14 protein-coding genes are annotated in these 16826 nt (G+C 56.7%); all 14 read left to right on the top strand.

The window, feature by feature from the left end:
• Positions 1–44 precede the first annotated feature (44 nt).
• Positions 45–1958, top strand: coding sequence for a sulfate adenylyltransferase subunit CysN (gene cysN, locus RBB39_RS08995; RefSeq protein ID WP_045992428.1), 1914 nt, complete (start codon positions 45–47; stop codon positions 1956–1958).
• Between the two features lie 44 nt (positions 1959–2002).
• Positions 2003–2482 carry a DVU3141 family protein gene (locus tag RBB39_RS22765; protein ID WP_052704327.1) on the top strand — a complete coding sequence of 160 codons (480 nt, stop codon included), beginning with the start codon at positions 2003–2005 and terminating at the stop codon, positions 2480–2482.
• Positions 2483–2490: 8 nt separating this feature from the next.
• Positions 2491–4221: a polysaccharide biosynthesis/export family protein gene (locus RBB39_RS08990; protein WP_371931867.1), complete on the top strand. Its 1731-nt coding sequence runs from the start codon at positions 2491–2493 to the stop codon at positions 4219–4221.
• 11 nt (positions 4222–4232) lie between these two features.
• Entirely contained in the window at positions 4233–5039 is an 807-nt protein-coding gene (locus RBB39_RS08985; RefSeq protein ID WP_045992426.1) for an ABC transporter permease, read from the top strand.
• On the top strand, positions 5036–6088 hold the full coding sequence (locus RBB39_RS08980; RefSeq protein ID WP_083970363.1) for an ABC transporter ATP-binding protein: 1053 nt from the start codon (positions 5036–5038) through the stop codon (positions 6086–6088). Before RBB39_RS08985 ends, RBB39_RS08980 begins: the two co-directional genes overlap by 4 nt.
• A gap of 113 nt (positions 6089–6201) precedes the next feature.
• Entirely contained in the window at positions 6202–7284 is a 1083-nt protein-coding gene (locus RBB39_RS08975) for a chain-length determining protein (RefSeq protein WP_045992425.1), read from the top strand.
• 181 nt (positions 7285–7465) lie between these two features.
• Complete coding sequence (rfbB, locus tag RBB39_RS08970; protein WP_045992424.1) at positions 7466–8533, top strand: dTDP-glucose 4,6-dehydratase; 1068 nt, start codon at positions 7466–7468, stop codon at positions 8531–8533.
• A complete protein-coding gene (gene rfbD, locus RBB39_RS08965) occupies positions 8530–9411 on the top strand; it encodes a dTDP-4-dehydrorhamnose reductase (RefSeq protein ID WP_045992423.1) in 882 nt (293 codons plus the stop codon). The genes rfbB and rfbD overlap by 4 nt, the downstream gene beginning before the upstream one ends.
• A 44-nt stretch (positions 9412–9455) precedes the next feature.
• On the top strand, positions 9456–10343 hold the full coding sequence (gene rfbA, locus RBB39_RS08960) for a glucose-1-phosphate thymidylyltransferase RfbA (protein ID WP_045992422.1): 888 nt from the start codon (positions 9456–9458) through the stop codon (positions 10341–10343).
• Between the two features lie 30 nt (positions 10344–10373).
• Entirely contained in the window at positions 10374–10916 is a 543-nt protein-coding gene (rfbC, locus tag RBB39_RS08955; protein ID WP_045992448.1) for a dTDP-4-dehydrorhamnose 3,5-epimerase, read from the top strand.
• A 108-nt stretch (positions 10917–11024) separates the two neighbouring features.
• Positions 11025–13829 carry a glycosyltransferase family 2 protein gene (locus RBB39_RS08950; protein ID WP_253028495.1) on the top strand — a complete coding sequence of 935 codons (2805 nt, stop codon included), beginning with the start codon at positions 11025–11027 and terminating at the stop codon, positions 13827–13829.
• Between the two features lie 55 nt (positions 13830–13884).
• Positions 13885–14811, top strand: coding sequence for a sulfotransferase (locus RBB39_RS08945; RefSeq protein ID WP_045992420.1), 927 nt, complete (start codon positions 13885–13887; stop codon positions 14809–14811).
• 2 nt (positions 14812–14813) lie between these two features.
• Positions 14814–16004, top strand: coding sequence for a glycosyltransferase family 2 protein (locus RBB39_RS08940; RefSeq protein ID WP_045992419.1), 1191 nt, complete (start codon positions 14814–14816; stop codon positions 16002–16004).
• A gap of 118 nt (positions 16005–16122) precedes the next feature.
• A partial coding sequence (locus RBB39_RS08935; protein ID WP_306169035.1) for a sulfotransferase family 2 domain-containing protein occupies positions 16123–16826 on the top strand: 704 nt, incomplete at its 3' end.

Here is a 16826-nt window from a genome sequence, read left to right as displayed (position 1 = left end):
CCTTGTCCGGGTGCTGTGGCTTGCGCCTCTACCAGGAATTCGTCATGTCCCATCAATCCGAGCTGATCGCCAGCGACATCGAACGCTACCTGAAGGAACACGAGAACAAGGACCTGCTGCGCTTTATTACCTGTGGCAGTGTCGATGATGGCAAGTCCACTCTGATCGGGCGCCTGCTGCATGATTCCAAGATGATCTACGAGGATCAGCTGGCCGCCATCACCCAGGCGTCTCGCACCAGCGGCACCACCGGTGACGAGGTGGATCTCGCGCTGCTGGTGGATGGCCTGCAATCAGAGCGTGAGCAGGGAATCACCATCGATGTGGCCTATCGATTCTTCTCCACCGAGAGACGCAAGTTCATCATTGCCGACACGCCGGGGCATGAGCAGTACACCCGCAACATGGCGACCGGCGCTTCCACGGCCAGTCTTGCGATCATCCTGATTGATGCTCGACACGGTGTGCAGACCCAGACGCGTCGTCATAGCTTCATCTGCGACCTGCTGGGCATAGAGCACCTTGTGGTAGCGGTCAACAAGATGGATCTCGTGGCGTATGACGAAGATCGTTATCTGCAGATCGTCGACGAGTATCGGCACGTCATGGATCGACTCGAGGCCCGGGATATACATTTTGTCCCGCTGTCTGCGCTGAAAGGCGATAACGTGGTCGAGCCCAGCAGCGAGATGCCTTGGTACGACGGTCCCAGCCTGCTCACGCTGCTGGAAGAGGTCGAGATCAGGCACGACCAGAATCTGCGAGATGTGCGCTTGCCGGTTCAGTTCGTCAACCGGCCCAATCTGGATTTCCGGGGATACGCGGGCACCCTCAGCTCCGGTGTCTTGACTCCCGGACTGGCGGTCAAGGTGTTGCCGAGCGGTACTACCAGTCAGGTGAAGCGCATCGTTACCATGGATGGTGATCTCGATGCGGCGTTTCCCGGACAAGCGGTGACCATCACCTTGTGCGACGAGATCGATGCATCGCGCGGAGACTGGATCGTCGGGGTCGATGATCAGGTGCCGCTTCGGTCGGAATTCGAGGCCGATATTGTGTGGATGCACGAGTCCCCGTTGGAACCCGGAAAATTGTATGACATCAAGCTGGCCACTCGGGACCTTGCGGGAAAGGTTGTCGCCATCGACTACCTGGTGGACGTCAACACCCTGGAGCAACGGCACGGGGAGCAGCTGGATCTCAATGCTATCGCGCGTTGCCGTGTCGAGCTCACCACTGCGATACCTGTCGACGACTATCGTACGCACCCTGGCACGGGCTGCTTCATCCTGATCGATCGATTGACCAATCTTACCGTCGGTGCCGGGATGATCCACAGTCCGTCGGATGCGGAGCTGCCCTACGAATTCCGCAAACACGACAGCAAGGCCAGCGTGGTGTGGAACCGCACCACAGTAACCCAGACCATGCGAGAGAGGATCAATGGCCACCGTGGCTGCTGCGTCTGGTTTACCGGCTTATCGGGCTCCGGCAAGTCGACCCTCGCCAATGCTCTGGAGGTGGAGCTCAATCGACGCGGGTATCACACCATGCTGCTGGATGGCGACAATGTCCGGCATGGGCTATGCAAGGACCTTGGCATGGGGGAGCAGGACAGGGCGGAGAATATTCGGCGAGTCGGTGAGGTTGCTCGGCTTTTCGCAGAGGCTGGGGTGATCGTTATTACCGCATTTATTTCGCCGTTTCGAGCAGATAGAGAGGCGGCCAGGGCGCTGTTTCTTAGCGATGACTTTGTCGAGGTGTTTGTCGATACGCCTCTGGATGTCTGTGAAGAGAGAGACCCTAAGGGACTGTATCAGAAGGCGAGGGAAGGCAAAATTCTGGATTTCACTGGCATCAATAGTCCTTATGAGGCGCCTGTTAAGCCAGAGGTTTCCGTCAATACCGAGATAATGAGCGAGCAAGATATTATTGCGAAATTGCTAAAACATCTGTAACAGTTATTCGTCGTTTATCGTATGGCGGCGTCGGGAATTTCGCTATGATTATGCTTCGATATTGCACGTTTTTAAGGTCGATTTCAGCCGATGGAAGGGCGCCTGAAAGGGCCTCGGGTCTTTCGAGGAAAAGCGTCTTTCGCCGGGGTGCCACGGTCACGCTTCTTCTTGCTACGGTGCTGATCACTGGCTGTGTTCAGCGGCCGCTTACCCAGCCGAACAGTGCCCAGGGGATCATGAGCGAGCCTTCCGGCATCCCTGCCTCCGGTGACTTGTCGCAGTTTCTTGCCCAAACCCCCGCCGGGAGTGCCACCACACTATCGAGTAGCCCCTGGGGAGCGAATGTGGAGGTGGTGGCTGACTCCCCCTACTTCTCCGCCAGCAGGCGCATATGTCGTCACTTGACAGTGACTCGCCGGAGCAACGGGGATCGACTGGCGGCCGTCGCCTGCAAGTCGGGAGAAGGCGCCTGGTTTACCAGTCGCCTGGTAACGGCGCTGTACAACGGAGCGGAGACCTGGTGATGACAATCATGGACGAACGGCTCGGCAGGGCGGTGCTGCGTCTGGCAAGAAGGCTGTCGTTGCCGGTGTTGTTGCTGATGCTGAGCGGGTCGATGGCGAACTCGGTCGCTGCGCAGGGTATTGCCCTGCCGGACGATATCTTGCCTAAGGCTCGGGAGCAGACGGATGAGGGGACGATCAATGACTCGCCTCGCGCCAACTGGAACAACGATCGCTATGGTCCGCCCTCGATACCGTCACCGATCGATGTGGAACTGCTTCCTCCCTTTGGCGCCAACCTCTTTACCGGTGGGTTTCGAGGCACCATGGCAGATGGGCTCAACCGTGACTATCGCATCAAACCTGGCGATCAGGTCACCCTGAGAGCATGGGGGGCGGTGGAATTCGATCGAGTGGTGCCCGTGGATGCCCAGGGCAATATCTTTCTCCCGTCGATCGGCCCCCTCGCCGTGCAGGGAATGAGTCATGGCCAGTTGGATGCTCGGGTTCGAGAAGCGATCCAGAGCATCTATCCCGAGAACGTGCAGGTGTACACCAACCTGCAAGGCGTTCAGCCCGTCGGTGTCTATGTCACCGGCTATGTGCACAGCCCTGGACGTTACGCGGGCACCCCCTCGGATTCGATTCTGTACTTTCTCGATCAGGCCGGGGGGATCGACAACGCCCTTGGCAGCTATCGCAGCATCAGCCTGACGCGTCAGGGGCAACGCCTGGCCAGCTTCGATCTCTACGACTTTTTGCTGGATGGCAGGATCGCTCGGCCTCAGTTGCGCGACGGCGATACTATCGTGGTGGGTGAACGAGGCCCCTCCATCGCGGTGACCGGTGATGTGGAACGCGCCTACCGATACGAACTACAGTCTGGCCAGTTGAGTGGCAGCGATCTGGTAAGCCTGGCCCGCCTGAAGAGTGGTGTGTCTCACGTATTGCTGCGCGGAGAGCGTGCAACAGGCCCGGTTGCCACCTACCTGACGCTCGACGAATTTCTCGCGCGCCAGGTCCAGCCTGGTGATGAGGTGATCTTCAATGCAGATCATCAGGAAGGCACCATCGTGGTTGCTCTCGAGGGGAGTTTTCTGGGCCCGTCGAGGTTTGCCCTGCCGCGAGATGCCCGGCTCGGAGAGTTGCTGGACGCCGTCGCCATCCTGTCCGACATGTCGGCCAGCCACAATGTGTCGATTCGCCGAGAAAGCGTAGCACGGCAGCAGAAAGAGGCGCTCGAGGATAGTCTCCGCCGCCTGGAGACGACCTATCTGGGAACATCGTCATCCACCGATGAGGAGGCCAGAATCAGGATTCGCGAGGCCGAGCTGATTCAGATGTTTGTGGCGCGGGCGCGACAGCTAGAACCCAGCGGTCGACTGGTGGTCGCCAGTGATCAAGGGGTTGCCGACATTCGGTTGCAGGACGGTGACGTCATTACGTTGCCGGAGGCGATGGATTCGGTGCTCATCAGCGGAGAGGTGGTCGTGCCACAGGCGGTGGTCTATCAGCCGGGTTCTGGTCTCGACCACTATCTTGATGCCGCAGGTGGTCTTACCCAGCGTGGCGATGAGGACAACATATTGGTGGTTCGCCAGAACGGCGCGGTGCGGAGTGCCGACGATATCACCCTGCGTGCAGGAGACGAGATTCTGGTGATGCCGGCTGTCCCCACCAAGAATCTTCAGTTGGCAACCAGCCTGACCCAGATCCTTTATCAGATTGCCGTGGCCACCAAGGTGGCGATCGATCTCTAGAGGGGGGCAGCATGTCGATGATTGGCAACTCCGTGCAACGCCACCCCTGGGTGGTGACGCGTAGCGTCTGGTACGCCATGTTCCTGCGAGAGGCCATTGCGCGCACCATGTCGGATCGCCTGGGCTGGTTCTGGATGGTCGCGGAACCTGTGTTCTTCACACTGATCATGGTGGCCATCCGCAGTCTCATCCGCGGAGACGCCCTTATCGTGGGAGCCCCTTTCATCCCGTGGATGGTGGTCGGACTCATGGGATTTTTTCTGGTTCGCGAAGGGATGATTAGAGGGCTGGGAGCCATCAAGGCCAACCAGGCGCTGTTCGCCTATCGGCAGGTCAGGCCCGTGGACCCGGTGTTGGTGCGCAACGCCCTGGAGGGGCTTCTGCGATCACTGATATTTCTCTTGTTCATCTTCGGCGGCATGTTGCTCAAGGTCGAGGCGCTGGCACCTGACGACGCCCTGTTGGCACTGGCGTGGTGGCTCTCGCTCTGGCTGCTGGGCCTGGCGCTTGGGCTAATTGTCTCCGTGCTTGCCACCCTCATCGCCGAGGTGGCGATCGTGCTACGGATGATGATCATGCCATTGTTGATCCTATCCGGTGTCATTTTCCCGATCCATCACATGCCCCACTGGATGCGTGAGTACCTGTTGCTCAACCCGATTGTTCATGGTCTGGAGCGACTACGTGGCGGTTTTTTTGAAGGGTATTGGCAGGTCCCTGGTACCAGTGCCCCCTATTACTGGATGGTGACGCTGGCACTGCTGTCACTAGGATTGATGCTACACCTTCGGTTTCGACATCGGCTGATGGCGCAATGATCCAGATAGAACACCTCTACAAGCGCTATCACCATCACAAGGTCAGGGACTGGGTGTTGAAGGATATCAACCTGACCATCCCCCACGGCGTAAGCGTTGGAGTGTTGGGGAGAAATGGCGCGGGAAAGTCGACCCTGCTGCGATTGATTGCCGGCATGGATACGGCTGAAAGGGGCTCTATCCGGCGCGATGCTCGGGTCTCCTGGCCGATGGGACTGGCCGGAGGTTTTCAGGGGGCCTTGAGTGGCCGTCAGAACGTCAAGTTTGTTGCCCGTGTCCATGGTGGTGGTCGTGACGTCGGAGCCATCATCGACAAGGTGCAGGAATTTGCAGAGCTCGGGCCGGCCTTCGATGACCCGATTCGTACTTACTCCTCCGGGATGCGTGCGCGACTCAATTTTGGTCTGTCGCTGGCGTTTGATTTCGATGTCTATCTGTCTGACGAGGCGACCTCGGTGGGCGATCGGGTATTCAAGGCCAAGGCGACCCGTGCCTTCAAGGACAGGGTCAATCGCGCAAGCCTGGTCATGGTCTCCCACAGCGAAGGCATACTGCGCGAACTGTGCCAGGCAGGCATCTATCTGAAGCATGGCGAGGCGTTCTGGTTTGACGATATCAGAGACGCCATTCGCAGCTATCACCAGGACAGTGACAGCAAGGCCAAGGCCACCGGCGGCCCCGGCAATGGGCCGCGCCACGATGGCGAGCCGCAAGCACCCCGGTATCCGTCACCTGCGCCGACACCGGGCATCGACACAATGTCCCTGGATACGCTCAAGGCATTGCTGGGCAAGCGCAGACAGCAGCTGGAGCGTATCCAGAAGCGCCTCGATGCTCTGGAGATGGGGCGTGAGAACGCAGACGAACTGGTCGACCCCAGGGTCCGTCAGGAGCTCATCGCTCGCCTTCATCTGGCGAAGCAGCGCTTGCATGAGGTTCGTCGCGCGGTACAGACGAAAAAGCGGGCCGCACCCGCGAGCAGCAAGGACGATTCGGGGAAGGGTTCGGGGAAGGATTCGGGGAAGGGGTCCGAGAAGAAAGAACGGTAGCCACCAGGCGATGGCAAGGCGTCGCTCACTGAGGACTAGATCCCGACGGTGGTGCTCGCATTCAGAGGCGTCCGGATGCCCCGCGACGTCGCTCCAGCAAGGAAGCCAAGATAATGTTGCGATGGATTGCTCGGCAGCCCCATTGGGCATTTGCCTGCCTGTCGATATTGGCCATGTCCTTCTACTGGCTAGTCTGGGCCGAGGATCGGTACGTATCCGAGGCCGTCGTGGTACTGGAAAGCCCACAGATCGCTGCCCCAACCTTCGACTTCTCGAGCCTGCTTTCCGGTGCCAGCGTCGATAGCGATATGTTGCTTTTGCGGGAGTACCTGCTTTCTGTGGATATGCTCAAGAAGGCTGATGAACGGCTCGACCTGAGGTCTCATTACAGTGAGAACGGTGACTTTCCTGCTCGTCTGTGGGACGCCGAGGCTCCCATCGAAGACCTTCACGAGTATTACCTGAGTCGCGTAGAGGTAACGCTCGATGACTACGCAGGGGTCCTGAAGCTGGAGGTCCAGGGCTTCTCTCCCGAGTTTGCCCAGCAACTGACCTCGCTTTTGCTGGCGGAAGGTGAAGCGCACATGAATGCCATGGGGCAGCGCCTGGCTCAGGATCAGGTACGGTTCCTCGAGCTTCAGGTAGAGCGCCTGTCCGATCGGTTGGATCAGACACGCACGGATCTCCTGGACTATCAGAACGAGCATGGTCTGGTGTCTCCTACCTCGACCGTGGACAGCCTCAACCAGGTGGTGGCCAGTCTGGAAGGTGAGCTGGCAAGACTGGAAGCCCGGCGTAGCGCCTTGGCCAGCTTTTCCAGCCAGCGTTCATCGGACATGGTGAGAGTCGAGAGCGAAATCACTGCGTTGCGTCGTCAGATCGATCAGGAGCGTGAGCGACTGGCAAAGGCCACAGGAGACTCCCTCAACCGTCTGTCCTCCGAGTATCAGCGCCTTGAACTGCGGGCTCGCTTTGCCCAGGAGACCTATGCCAGCGCTCTCGGTGCATTGGAGGGCACGCGCATCGAGGCTGCTCGCAAGCTTAAGCAGATCAGTATTTTGCAGAGCCCTCTACTGCCCGAGTACGCCACGCGTCCAGAGCGCCTCTACAACCTGACCATCTTTGTGATCGTCACTCTGTTCCTTGCCTTCATCGCCAGCATGCTGTGGCTGATCGTTCAGGATCACAGAGACTGACGCTCTTCCTGATGCAACTACCGATAGCTGTCGTCGGACGGCTGCCACAATGAAGCCCTTCATGTTGAAGAGCTCAGGGCTCACGCTTCCTGTCATCCTCTCTTCCTTCCCGCCCGTATGCCATTTCTAGCGTCCTCCCTGGCGGGGCGGGCAGAATTTCCAGTCCTCTCGGGGTTCTTTCATGATCAAGACGTTTCTCGTGACCGGTGGTGCCGGTTTTATCGGCTCGGCCGTGGTGAGGGAGTTGATTACCCACACCCCTCATCGTGTCGTCAATGTGGACAAGCTGACCTATGCCGGCAATCTGGCATCCGTAGCGTCTGTCGCCTCCGATCCTCGCTATATCTTCGAGAGAGCGGACATCTGTGATGGCGCGGCAATGAGCAGAATTCTGGACAAGTACCGCCCCGATGTGGTGATGCATCTGGCCGCAGAAAGCCACGTTGATCGCTCCATCGACGGGCCTCGCGCCTTTATTCAGACCAATGTGGTGGGCACTCTGGTATTGCTCGAGGCGGTACGCGGGTACTGGGAAGGAATCAGGCAACAGGACAGCGACAAGGCCGATGGCTTTCGGTTTCACCACATCTCCACCGACGAAGTCTACGGAGACCTCGAGAATGATGGCAGCCTGTTCACCGAACAGACTCCCTACGCGCCTAGTTCGCCCTACTCGGCCAGCAAGGCGGGATCGGATCACCTGGTGCGGGCGTGGACGCGCACCTATGGCTTGCCTTGCCTGGTGACCAATTGTTCAAACAACTATGGTCCGTTTCACTTTCCTGAAAAACTGATTCCTCTGATGATCCTCAATGCGCTGCATGGAGAGGCTCTTCCTGTCTACGGTGATGGTGGACAGGTACGAGACTGGCTCTATGTCGAGGACCATGCGCGCGCCCTTGTGCTGGTTGCCAGCGAGGGAAAGGTTGGAGAGACCTACAACATTGGTGGCCATAACGAGAAAACAAACCTCGAAGTGGTACACACCATCTGTGACCTGTTGACGGAAATGGCTCCGGACAAGGGCGAATATCGTGATCTGATCACCTACGTCACCGACAGGCCTGGTCACGACCGGCGCTATGCCATCGATGCATCCTACATTCAGCACACATTGGCCTGGGAGCCACGAGAGACTTTCGAGTCTGGCCTTCGCAAGACAGTGTCCTGGTATCTGGCCAACGAGTCGTGGTGGAAGGCGGTGCAGGATGGTAGCTACCGGGCCGAGCGCCTGGGGGTGTTGTCATGAGTGGGCTCTTGCTTGGTGCCTCGGGCCAGGTGGGTCATGAGCTTCACAAGGCGCTAGCCATTCATCTGGATCTTCATGCGCCTGACCGCAGGACCCTGGATCTGACCGACCTTGATGCGGTGAAACGCTGTCTGGACCACTATCGCCCCCAGTGGGTGATCAATGCTGCTGCCTACACCGCGGTGGACCAGGCAGAGACCGATACAGCGACTGCCTTTCGACTCAATGCAGAGCTGCCTGGCTGTCTCGCACGCTATTGTGCCGATCACGGGGCACTGTTGACGCACTATTCCAGCGACTACGTCTATCCAGGCGATGGCATTCGGCCCTGGACGGAAGATAGTCCAACCGACCCCTTATCTTGCTACGGCCAGTCCAAGCTTGCAGGCGACGAGGCGGTGCTTGAGAGCAGATGCGCGGCACAAATCTTCCGGACAAGTTGGGTCTATAGCGCCAGGGGCAACAACTTCATGAAGACCATGCTGCGTCTGGGGCGGGAGCGGGCGTCCCTGGCAATTGTCGACGATCAGGTGGGGGCCCCTACGCCCGCACGCCTGATTGCTGACGTGACCTTGCATGCGTGGCAAGTCTACCGCTCTCGTCCCGAACTGACCGGGCTCTACCATCTGGCACCACGGGGCTTCGTGTCCTGGTATGACTTTGCCCGAGAGATTTTTCGTCTCGCCCGTCTGCACGGCCTTCCTCTCATGCTCTGCGACGACCAGCTGTCTCGTCTGGCGACGAAGGACTATCCCACACCAGCAAAGCGTCCACCCAACTCCCGGCTGTCGGTCTCTCGTCTTGAGAACGCCTTCGACATCTCGCTCCCTGACTGGAGGGGACAGTTGTCTCTCACCATGAAGGACTACCTAAGGTAGGCCTGCCGCCGCAAGGCGTTGTCCGAAAACTAGAGGTTACCGCCATGAATCGGAAGGGAATCATCCTTGCCGGAGGCTCCGGTACGAGACTTCACCCCATTACCCATGGGGTCTCAAAACAGCTTCTTCCTGTCTACGACAAGCCGATGATCTACTATCCTCTCTCGGTGCTAATGTTGGCAGGAATAAGAGAAATACTGGTGATATCTACACCGGATGATCTACCAGTCTACCGTCAGTTGCTCGGTACCGGTGACCAATTTGGTGTTTCCTTGTCCTACGCAGAGCAGCCAAAGCCAGAGGGACTGGCCCAGGCTTTTATTATCGGCGAGAAGTTTATTGGTGATTCTCCTGTCTGTCTCGTCCTTGGCGATAATATCTTCCACGGACAACACTTTTCCGAGCAACTTCTGAGAGCCTCCGACCAGGCTCGAGGTGCCACAGTGTTCGGCTATTTTGTCAAAGATCCGGAACGCTTTGGTGTTGTCGAGTTTGATGAGAAAGGGCGTGCGGTCTCTATTGAGGAAAAGCCCAAAAAACCAAAGTCATCCTATGCGGTGACGGGCTTGTACTTTTATGACAACTCCGTGGTGGACATCGCGCGGAGCGTCAAGCCATCGGATCGGGGAGAGTTGGAGATAACCTCGATCAACAATGAATATCTACACCGTGGTGAACTTCACGTAGAGCGTTTGGGGAGAGGCTTTGCCTGGTTGGATACAGGTACTCATGACAGTTTACTTGAGGCAGCGCAGTACGTGCAGACAGTCGAACATCGACAGGGGCTGAAGATAGCCTGTCTGGAAGAGATTGCCTGGACTCAAGGCTGGATCAGTGACGAGTTCCTGCTTTCACAGGCAAACAGCCTTTCCAAAACAGGGTACGGGGAATACCTGCTACAGCTTCTGGCCGCGAAGGCTGTTGGTCAGTGACAAGGCTACCTGATGGTGGAGGTGACGTGCATGAAAGTTGAAAGGCTGGCTATTCCTGATGTCGTGCTATTTACGCCAAAAGTGTTCGGTGACGAAAGAGGTTTCTTTATGGAAACCTTTCGCCAGGAAACATTTGATGAAGTCTGTGGTGAACGCAAGTTTGTTCAGGACAACCATAGTAGGTCGAGTCGATCGATACTCAGGGGACTGCATTATCAGCTGAAGCATCCCCAGGGAAAGCTGGTGAGAGTAGTCAGGGGAGAGGTATTCGACGTAGCCGTTGATATGCGAACGTCCAGTGCCACCTATGGTAAGTGGGTAGGCGTTTTCTTGAACGAAGACAACCGGCAGATGCTCTGGGTACCACCTGGTTTTGCACATGGTTTCTACGTTACCAGTGATGATGCCGAGTTTGTATACAAGTGTACTGACTATTACGCGCCTTCAGACGAAATGTCGGTGCACTGGGCAGATACTATCCTGTCAATCGACTGGCCATTGGATAACATTGAGCCACGAGTTTCCGATAAGGATGCTCGAGGGATGTCTTTTGTCGAGGCTCCTGGCTACTAGTAATTGCCTGAGGAAGTAGACGTGGTAGAACATGAACCAAGAAGTGGCCCTCCCTCTTCGCAATCACCACACTTGGCTACACTGGCGTTGTCGGCACGCCTGAGGCGAATGCAGACTTCCTTCAGTTGGCGAGCGACCAAACCGCTGCGAGATCTCGGTGGGTTGTATCACAAGTACATCAAAAAATGCTCCCGCATGGACTTGCTGCCGATCCATGAACTGGAGCTGATGACCCGCAATAACAAGGTGGTCTGGGTATCTCGCGGTGGAGATCCACAGTTCCTGCTCACCCCGATCAATCCCGCTGTGCTTCGCCAAGGTGGATGGTTCAGTCTCGAATACGACTTTTCGGCGACTCAGGCAGTGGATCAGTGTCTCTATATTGATTATGGCGATGGTTTCCAGGCAGATATCGTGTGGGCCCGTCATGTGGAAAAGAGCGGCCACCAGAGCCTGGTCATTTACTTGCCGATGGGAACCCAGGCATTGCGGCTGGACCCGATGACTCGACCTGGAGAGTTCCGGTTGGAGGATCCGGTGCTGAAAAAGATCGAGACGCCACAGATCCCGCACCCCTGGTCGGGGCTGGATGGATATCTGAAGTGCTGCGAAGGCTGTGAATTTACGCTTGCCGCTGCCCAGCAGCTCGAGCGCCGCCTGGAAGGGGAGTTCCATTGGCGTTCCCACGGTACCGATCCGGCCTTCGTCGTTCGTCATCGCCGAGGTCGAGTCATCGAGCCTGGTTGGTGTCGTATCGAATTCGTTCTCAGTGGCGAATATCAGCACCAGGTCGCCAAGCTATATATCGATCATGGAGAGGGCTTCAGTGAAACCCACGCCTATCCCATACCCTTCCAGTCAGGGAAACTGGCGACAAGGGTGATTCAGCTTGAGCGAAGTATTGTCAACATACGCTTTGACCCATGGGAGCGGGAAGGAAGCTTCCGGCTGGAGCGACTATGCATCGACAATGTCGATGCCGAAGAGGCCTGGGATGCGATTGCCGGGCGTCTTGTCGAGACTGCTCCTGAGTACATGGACTTGAAAAAGGCCGAGGTTCTTGCGGGAGTGGGTAGGTCTGTTTCGGAAACGAATGAAGGCGACGGGACGGCAAAGAAAGCCGAGTTTGCGGATGCCGAGGACGACGCCGCACGCGAGACCCGTCTTCTCGAAGAGTACGCGGAAACCTTTATCGTCAACGAGGCCGAACTCTCCTACCAGAAATGGATAGATGAGGTAGAAGTCAATGGCCTGCCGAGCTCTGAAACCATCCGCAGCTATCTTGAGGGCCTTGAGAGTCCTGCGTTAATTTCGGTGCTGGTGCCGGTTTACAATACCGATGAAACGCTTCTGAAAGCTTGCATCGACTCGGTCATCGCACAGTCTTATCCCCACTGGGAGCTTTGCCTTGTGGATGATGCCTCTCCATCACCACATGTCGAAAAAGTCCTCAGGCACTATGCCAGCAAGGATAAACGCGTAAAAATACATTTTCGTCCGGATAATGGGCATATTTCCAAGACAACTAATGATGCCCTGTCGATGGCCACTGGTGACTATCTGGCATTGCTCGATCACGATGATGAATTGGCCAAAGATGCGTTGTACTTTATTGCAAAAGAGCTGGAAAAGAATCCCGATGCCCAGTTGATCTACAGTGATGAAGACAAGATCGATATTCAGGGCATGCGCTGCGAGCCTCACTTCAAGCCAGACTGGAACATCGACCTTCTCTATTCGCAAAACTATGTTTCTCATCTGGGCGTATATCGACGCTCGTTGATCGAGAAAATTGGGGGGTTTCGAGTCGGGGTAGAGGGATCGCAAGACTATGATCTGGTGTTACGTTGCATACCACACCTGACCGCTGATGCAATCGCCCACGTTCCCAGAGTTCTCTATCACTGGCGTGCTATCGAGGGTTCGACAGCACTGGCTGAAGAGGGCAAGGATTACACGACCTCTGCTGGTGTAAAGGCGCTGAAAGACCATATTGAAGGAATAGCAGATGGGCGTGCGATCGTAGAGCAGGGGATTGTGGGAAATACCTATCGTGTGCGTTGGCCTATTCCTGAGCCGGCACCGTTGGTGAGCATGTTGATTCCTACGAGAGACAAGAAGGACGTCACAGAGCTGGCAGTGCGCAGTATCCTGGAGAAGTCAAGTTATACAGATTACGAGATTATTCTCCTTGATAATGGCAGTGTCGAGCCCGAGACGCATGAATTTTTTGAGAAAATTCAGGCTCAAGATTCCAGGGTAAGCGTTCTCAGGTACGACCACCCCTTCAACTACTCAGCTATCAATAATTTTGGTGCAGAGCATGCCAAGGGAAGCATCATTGGTTTGGTAAATAATGATGTTGAAGTGATCAATGGAGACTGGCTCGGGGAGATGGTTTCTCATGCCTGTCGCGAGGATGTCGGCTGTGTCGGCGCAAAACTATACTATGGGAATGACACCATTCAGCACGCAGGCGTCATCGTGGGGCTTGGCGGAGTTGCAGGGCACTCTCACAAGCACTTTCCTCGAGCGTCTGGCGGTTATTTCAACCGTTTGAAGGTGGTCCAGTCTGTATCTGCCGTGACAGCGGCGTGTCTGCTCGTGAGAAAGTCGGTGTATGAGGAAGTCGGAGGCCTGAACGAACAGGACCTCAAGGTCGCTTTCAATGACGTTGATTTCTGCCTGAAGGTGCTCGATGCCGGGTATCGTAATATCTGGACCCCATACGCTGAATTGTATCACCACGAATCCATCAGTCGTGGAGCAGAAGATAACCCAGAAAAAGTTGCCAGATTCAACACCGAGATAGATTACATGCAGAAGGCCTGGGGAAAAATAATCGAACACGACCCCAGCTACAGCCCTTGCCTCACAAGAAGCCGAGAAGACTTCTCCATCGGAGGTCGTTGATGGCTTTCTTGATGGGTCGTCGTATTCGGAGAAACTACGTATCCCAGGAGGGGACATGCCCAAGAATGATGCCTTGATCAACAAGGGAGTCGTGGTCATAGGGGACCAGGATGACAAGATACCATCTCCTATCATCGTCATTGGAACCGCGCGAGGCGGGACCTCGATGGTCGCTGGCGTGTTGGCCAAGCTTGGCGTCTTCATGGGCGACCGTGCCTCACACCCTGTGTACGAAGACGTCAGACTTTCCGAGGCTTTCGAAAAGCAGGACATGGCTCAGACCGCTTTGATTGTGAAGGAGTACCAGACCAGCTACACCCGCTGGGGCTGGAAGCGACCTTCCATCATCGACCATCTGGATGAAGTCGACGCTCTATTGCCGAATGCCAGGTATGTGTTTATCTACAAGGATATTCTTTCAATAGCGCAGCGGAATTCTATTTCCATGTTGGCCGAAATTACCGAGGGCATGGACAGAGCGCTGTCACAATATAGAAAGACGCTTCGCTTTGTCAGGCAGAAGTCTCCGCGTGCCATGCTCGTCTCCTACGAAAAGGCCAGTGCTTATCCTGAAGCCTTTCTTTCCACTCTCGAGTCCTTTTGCGGAATTTCTCCCTCGCAGGAGGAGCACCAGACGGCACTGGCCTTTATCGATCCTGAACCAGAAGACTATATAGAGGCAACCCGGATCACCAAGTCACAGGGAAAGCTTCTTTCATGTGATTCACGACGTGTCAGCGGTTGGGCGCGCTATGTACACAAGAAACAGCATGCTGAGGTAGAAGTTTTTGTTGATGATCGGTCCGTGGGTGTGGTGGTGGCGAACGAACCGAGCCCCGGTGGCGGTGCTCCCGCGAACGAGCCATGTGGCTTCACCTTCACCCTTCCTGCCGGTGAAAGCTTGAGCGAGGACGCCAGTGTCAGAGCCAGAGTGGTGAACGACGTTGTCGATCTTGGCAACTCTCCGGTCAGGGTGGGCTAGAGATGGCGAAGTTCTGTGTTGCCGGTATCGTCCGCAATGAGGTGGATTACCTTGTCGAGTGGGTAGCTTGGCATCGGCTGGCAGGGTTTGGGCATGTCATTCTGGCCGACAACGGTTCCGACGACGGCACCCGCTCTTTGCTCGAAGCGCTGGCAGATCTGGGAGAGGTCAGCCTGCTGTACCAGCCGGTGCTTGAGCGCAGGTCGCAGCAGTTGGCCTATCGTCGCATCCTTGGGCTGGCTCTGGGAAAGCATGACTACGTCATGTTTCTCGATGCCGATGAGTTTCTTGTGCACGAAAGCCAGCGTCACGGTGAGGAATGTCGCGAGTTGGAAAGGCTGGTGGCGTCGGGTGATGTGGGAAGCGTCAGTGTGAACTGGAAATGCTTCGGCTCCTCGGGGCTTGAAGAGGCGGGATCTGAACCGGTACTGCAACGTTTCACCCGTTGTGGCACTGCACCAGGCGCGAGCGCAGATTGTCACACCAAGAGCCTGGTACGCGTCGACCATGTCAAGGCGCCCTATTGTCATTCCTCTACCCTGGTATCGGCCTGGAAATATGTCGATGCCACAGGGGACGTGATCGAGGACTTCGTTGGCTCGCCGGACGGCAGTGGTGAGTCGGACCCACGTGGTGGGCGTACGCGGTCGATCCATCAGGGACCGCTTCGGGTTCACCATTACGCGGTGAAGTCGCGTGAGGAGTTCTCGCGCAAGCGATTGAGGGGGAGTGCTACGCGAGGCGCCAACTTCGACAAGGGCGAGGCATATTTCGGACGTTACGACATCAACGACGTTGCTCATGAGTTCCAGGCCGGCAAGCTTGCCCGCCTGGCTCGGGAGATGTCGGCGCTGAAACAGCGTCTGGCAGAGCACACCGTGCTAGATCGCCCTTTGGTGGGAGCCATCGATCATTTTGACGCCAACGCAGTCTGTGGTTGGGTGACGGACCGCAACGGCAAGGCCAGTGGTCTGGCAGTGAACATCTTCGTCAATGGTGTTCACGCGGGGCGTGCAAGGGTGGGGTTCTATCGACCCGATCTACGACGTTCCGGCAAATCCGTGGATGGTTATTGCGGGTTTCGCTGGCTGCATCCGGCGCCTTTGAAAGAAGGCGATCATGTGACCGTTTCTCTCCATGCCAATGCTTCAGTGCTGGTGGGGGGGAGTGATCTTGTTGTCGGCACATCGTGACGCGTCTGGAGTGTGGAGGTGGCTCCGCCACCGGATCCCGTGTCGTCTTCCCCTATCCCTTTTGCCACGCCGCGCCGCAGGACTGATTCCTGCGGCGCTTTTGTCAGGAGACTCCACCATGAAACCCTTGTTTTTCGTACATATACCCAAGACGGCGGGAACCAGTTTTCGTCACGGTGCTGAGCGCGCCTTTGGCTTCGACAAGATCGTCTATGACTACGGCCAGGATGCATCTCAGACCAGCGTCCTGACACGCGAGTGCATGTATGGCGAGTCCCCCGATCCTTGGCGCCTGTATCGCAGGAGCCTGGACAACCAGGCGATGATGCTGGCAGGACACGTCACCGCGGCCAAGTATGTCCCGCTGTGTGGCGTCGATCGCGCGGTGACCTTTGTTCGCGAACCGTTGCAGCGGGCGGCTTCCGAGTATTCGCACTTTCAGCGGATTCATCAGTACAAGGGCAGCTTCCGCGACTTCATGAAGATTCCTCTGATGCTTGATCGCCAGTCGAGCATCTTCAAGGGGGTCGATGTCGAAGCGATCGGGATGGTCGGCTTGACCGAACGTTACTCGGAGAGCCTGGAGTTGATCAATGCTCGCTTTGGCATCGATATCGCCCAGCGTGAGGACAACCGGGGGAAGCCGCAGGTGGGCGAATTGCATGACATCGCGCCGGAGGATGAACAGGAGTTCCGCAAACTCAACCCGCTGGATCTGGCGCTCTACGAGCGTTGTCGCAAGCTATTCGAATCGCGCATCCAGCTCTATCGCGACAATCTCCCCTTTGCTCACGCTCGACTGACGCAGTTCGATGCCGAGCG

This window comes from Halomonas sp. MMSF_3323, assembly GCF_030733595.1.
In the GTDB taxonomy this organism is placed as follows: Bacteria; Pseudomonadota; Gammaproteobacteria; order Pseudomonadales; family Halomonadaceae; genus Halomonas; species Halomonas litopenaei.
This window is presented reverse-complemented; position numbering and strand designations above follow the sequence as displayed.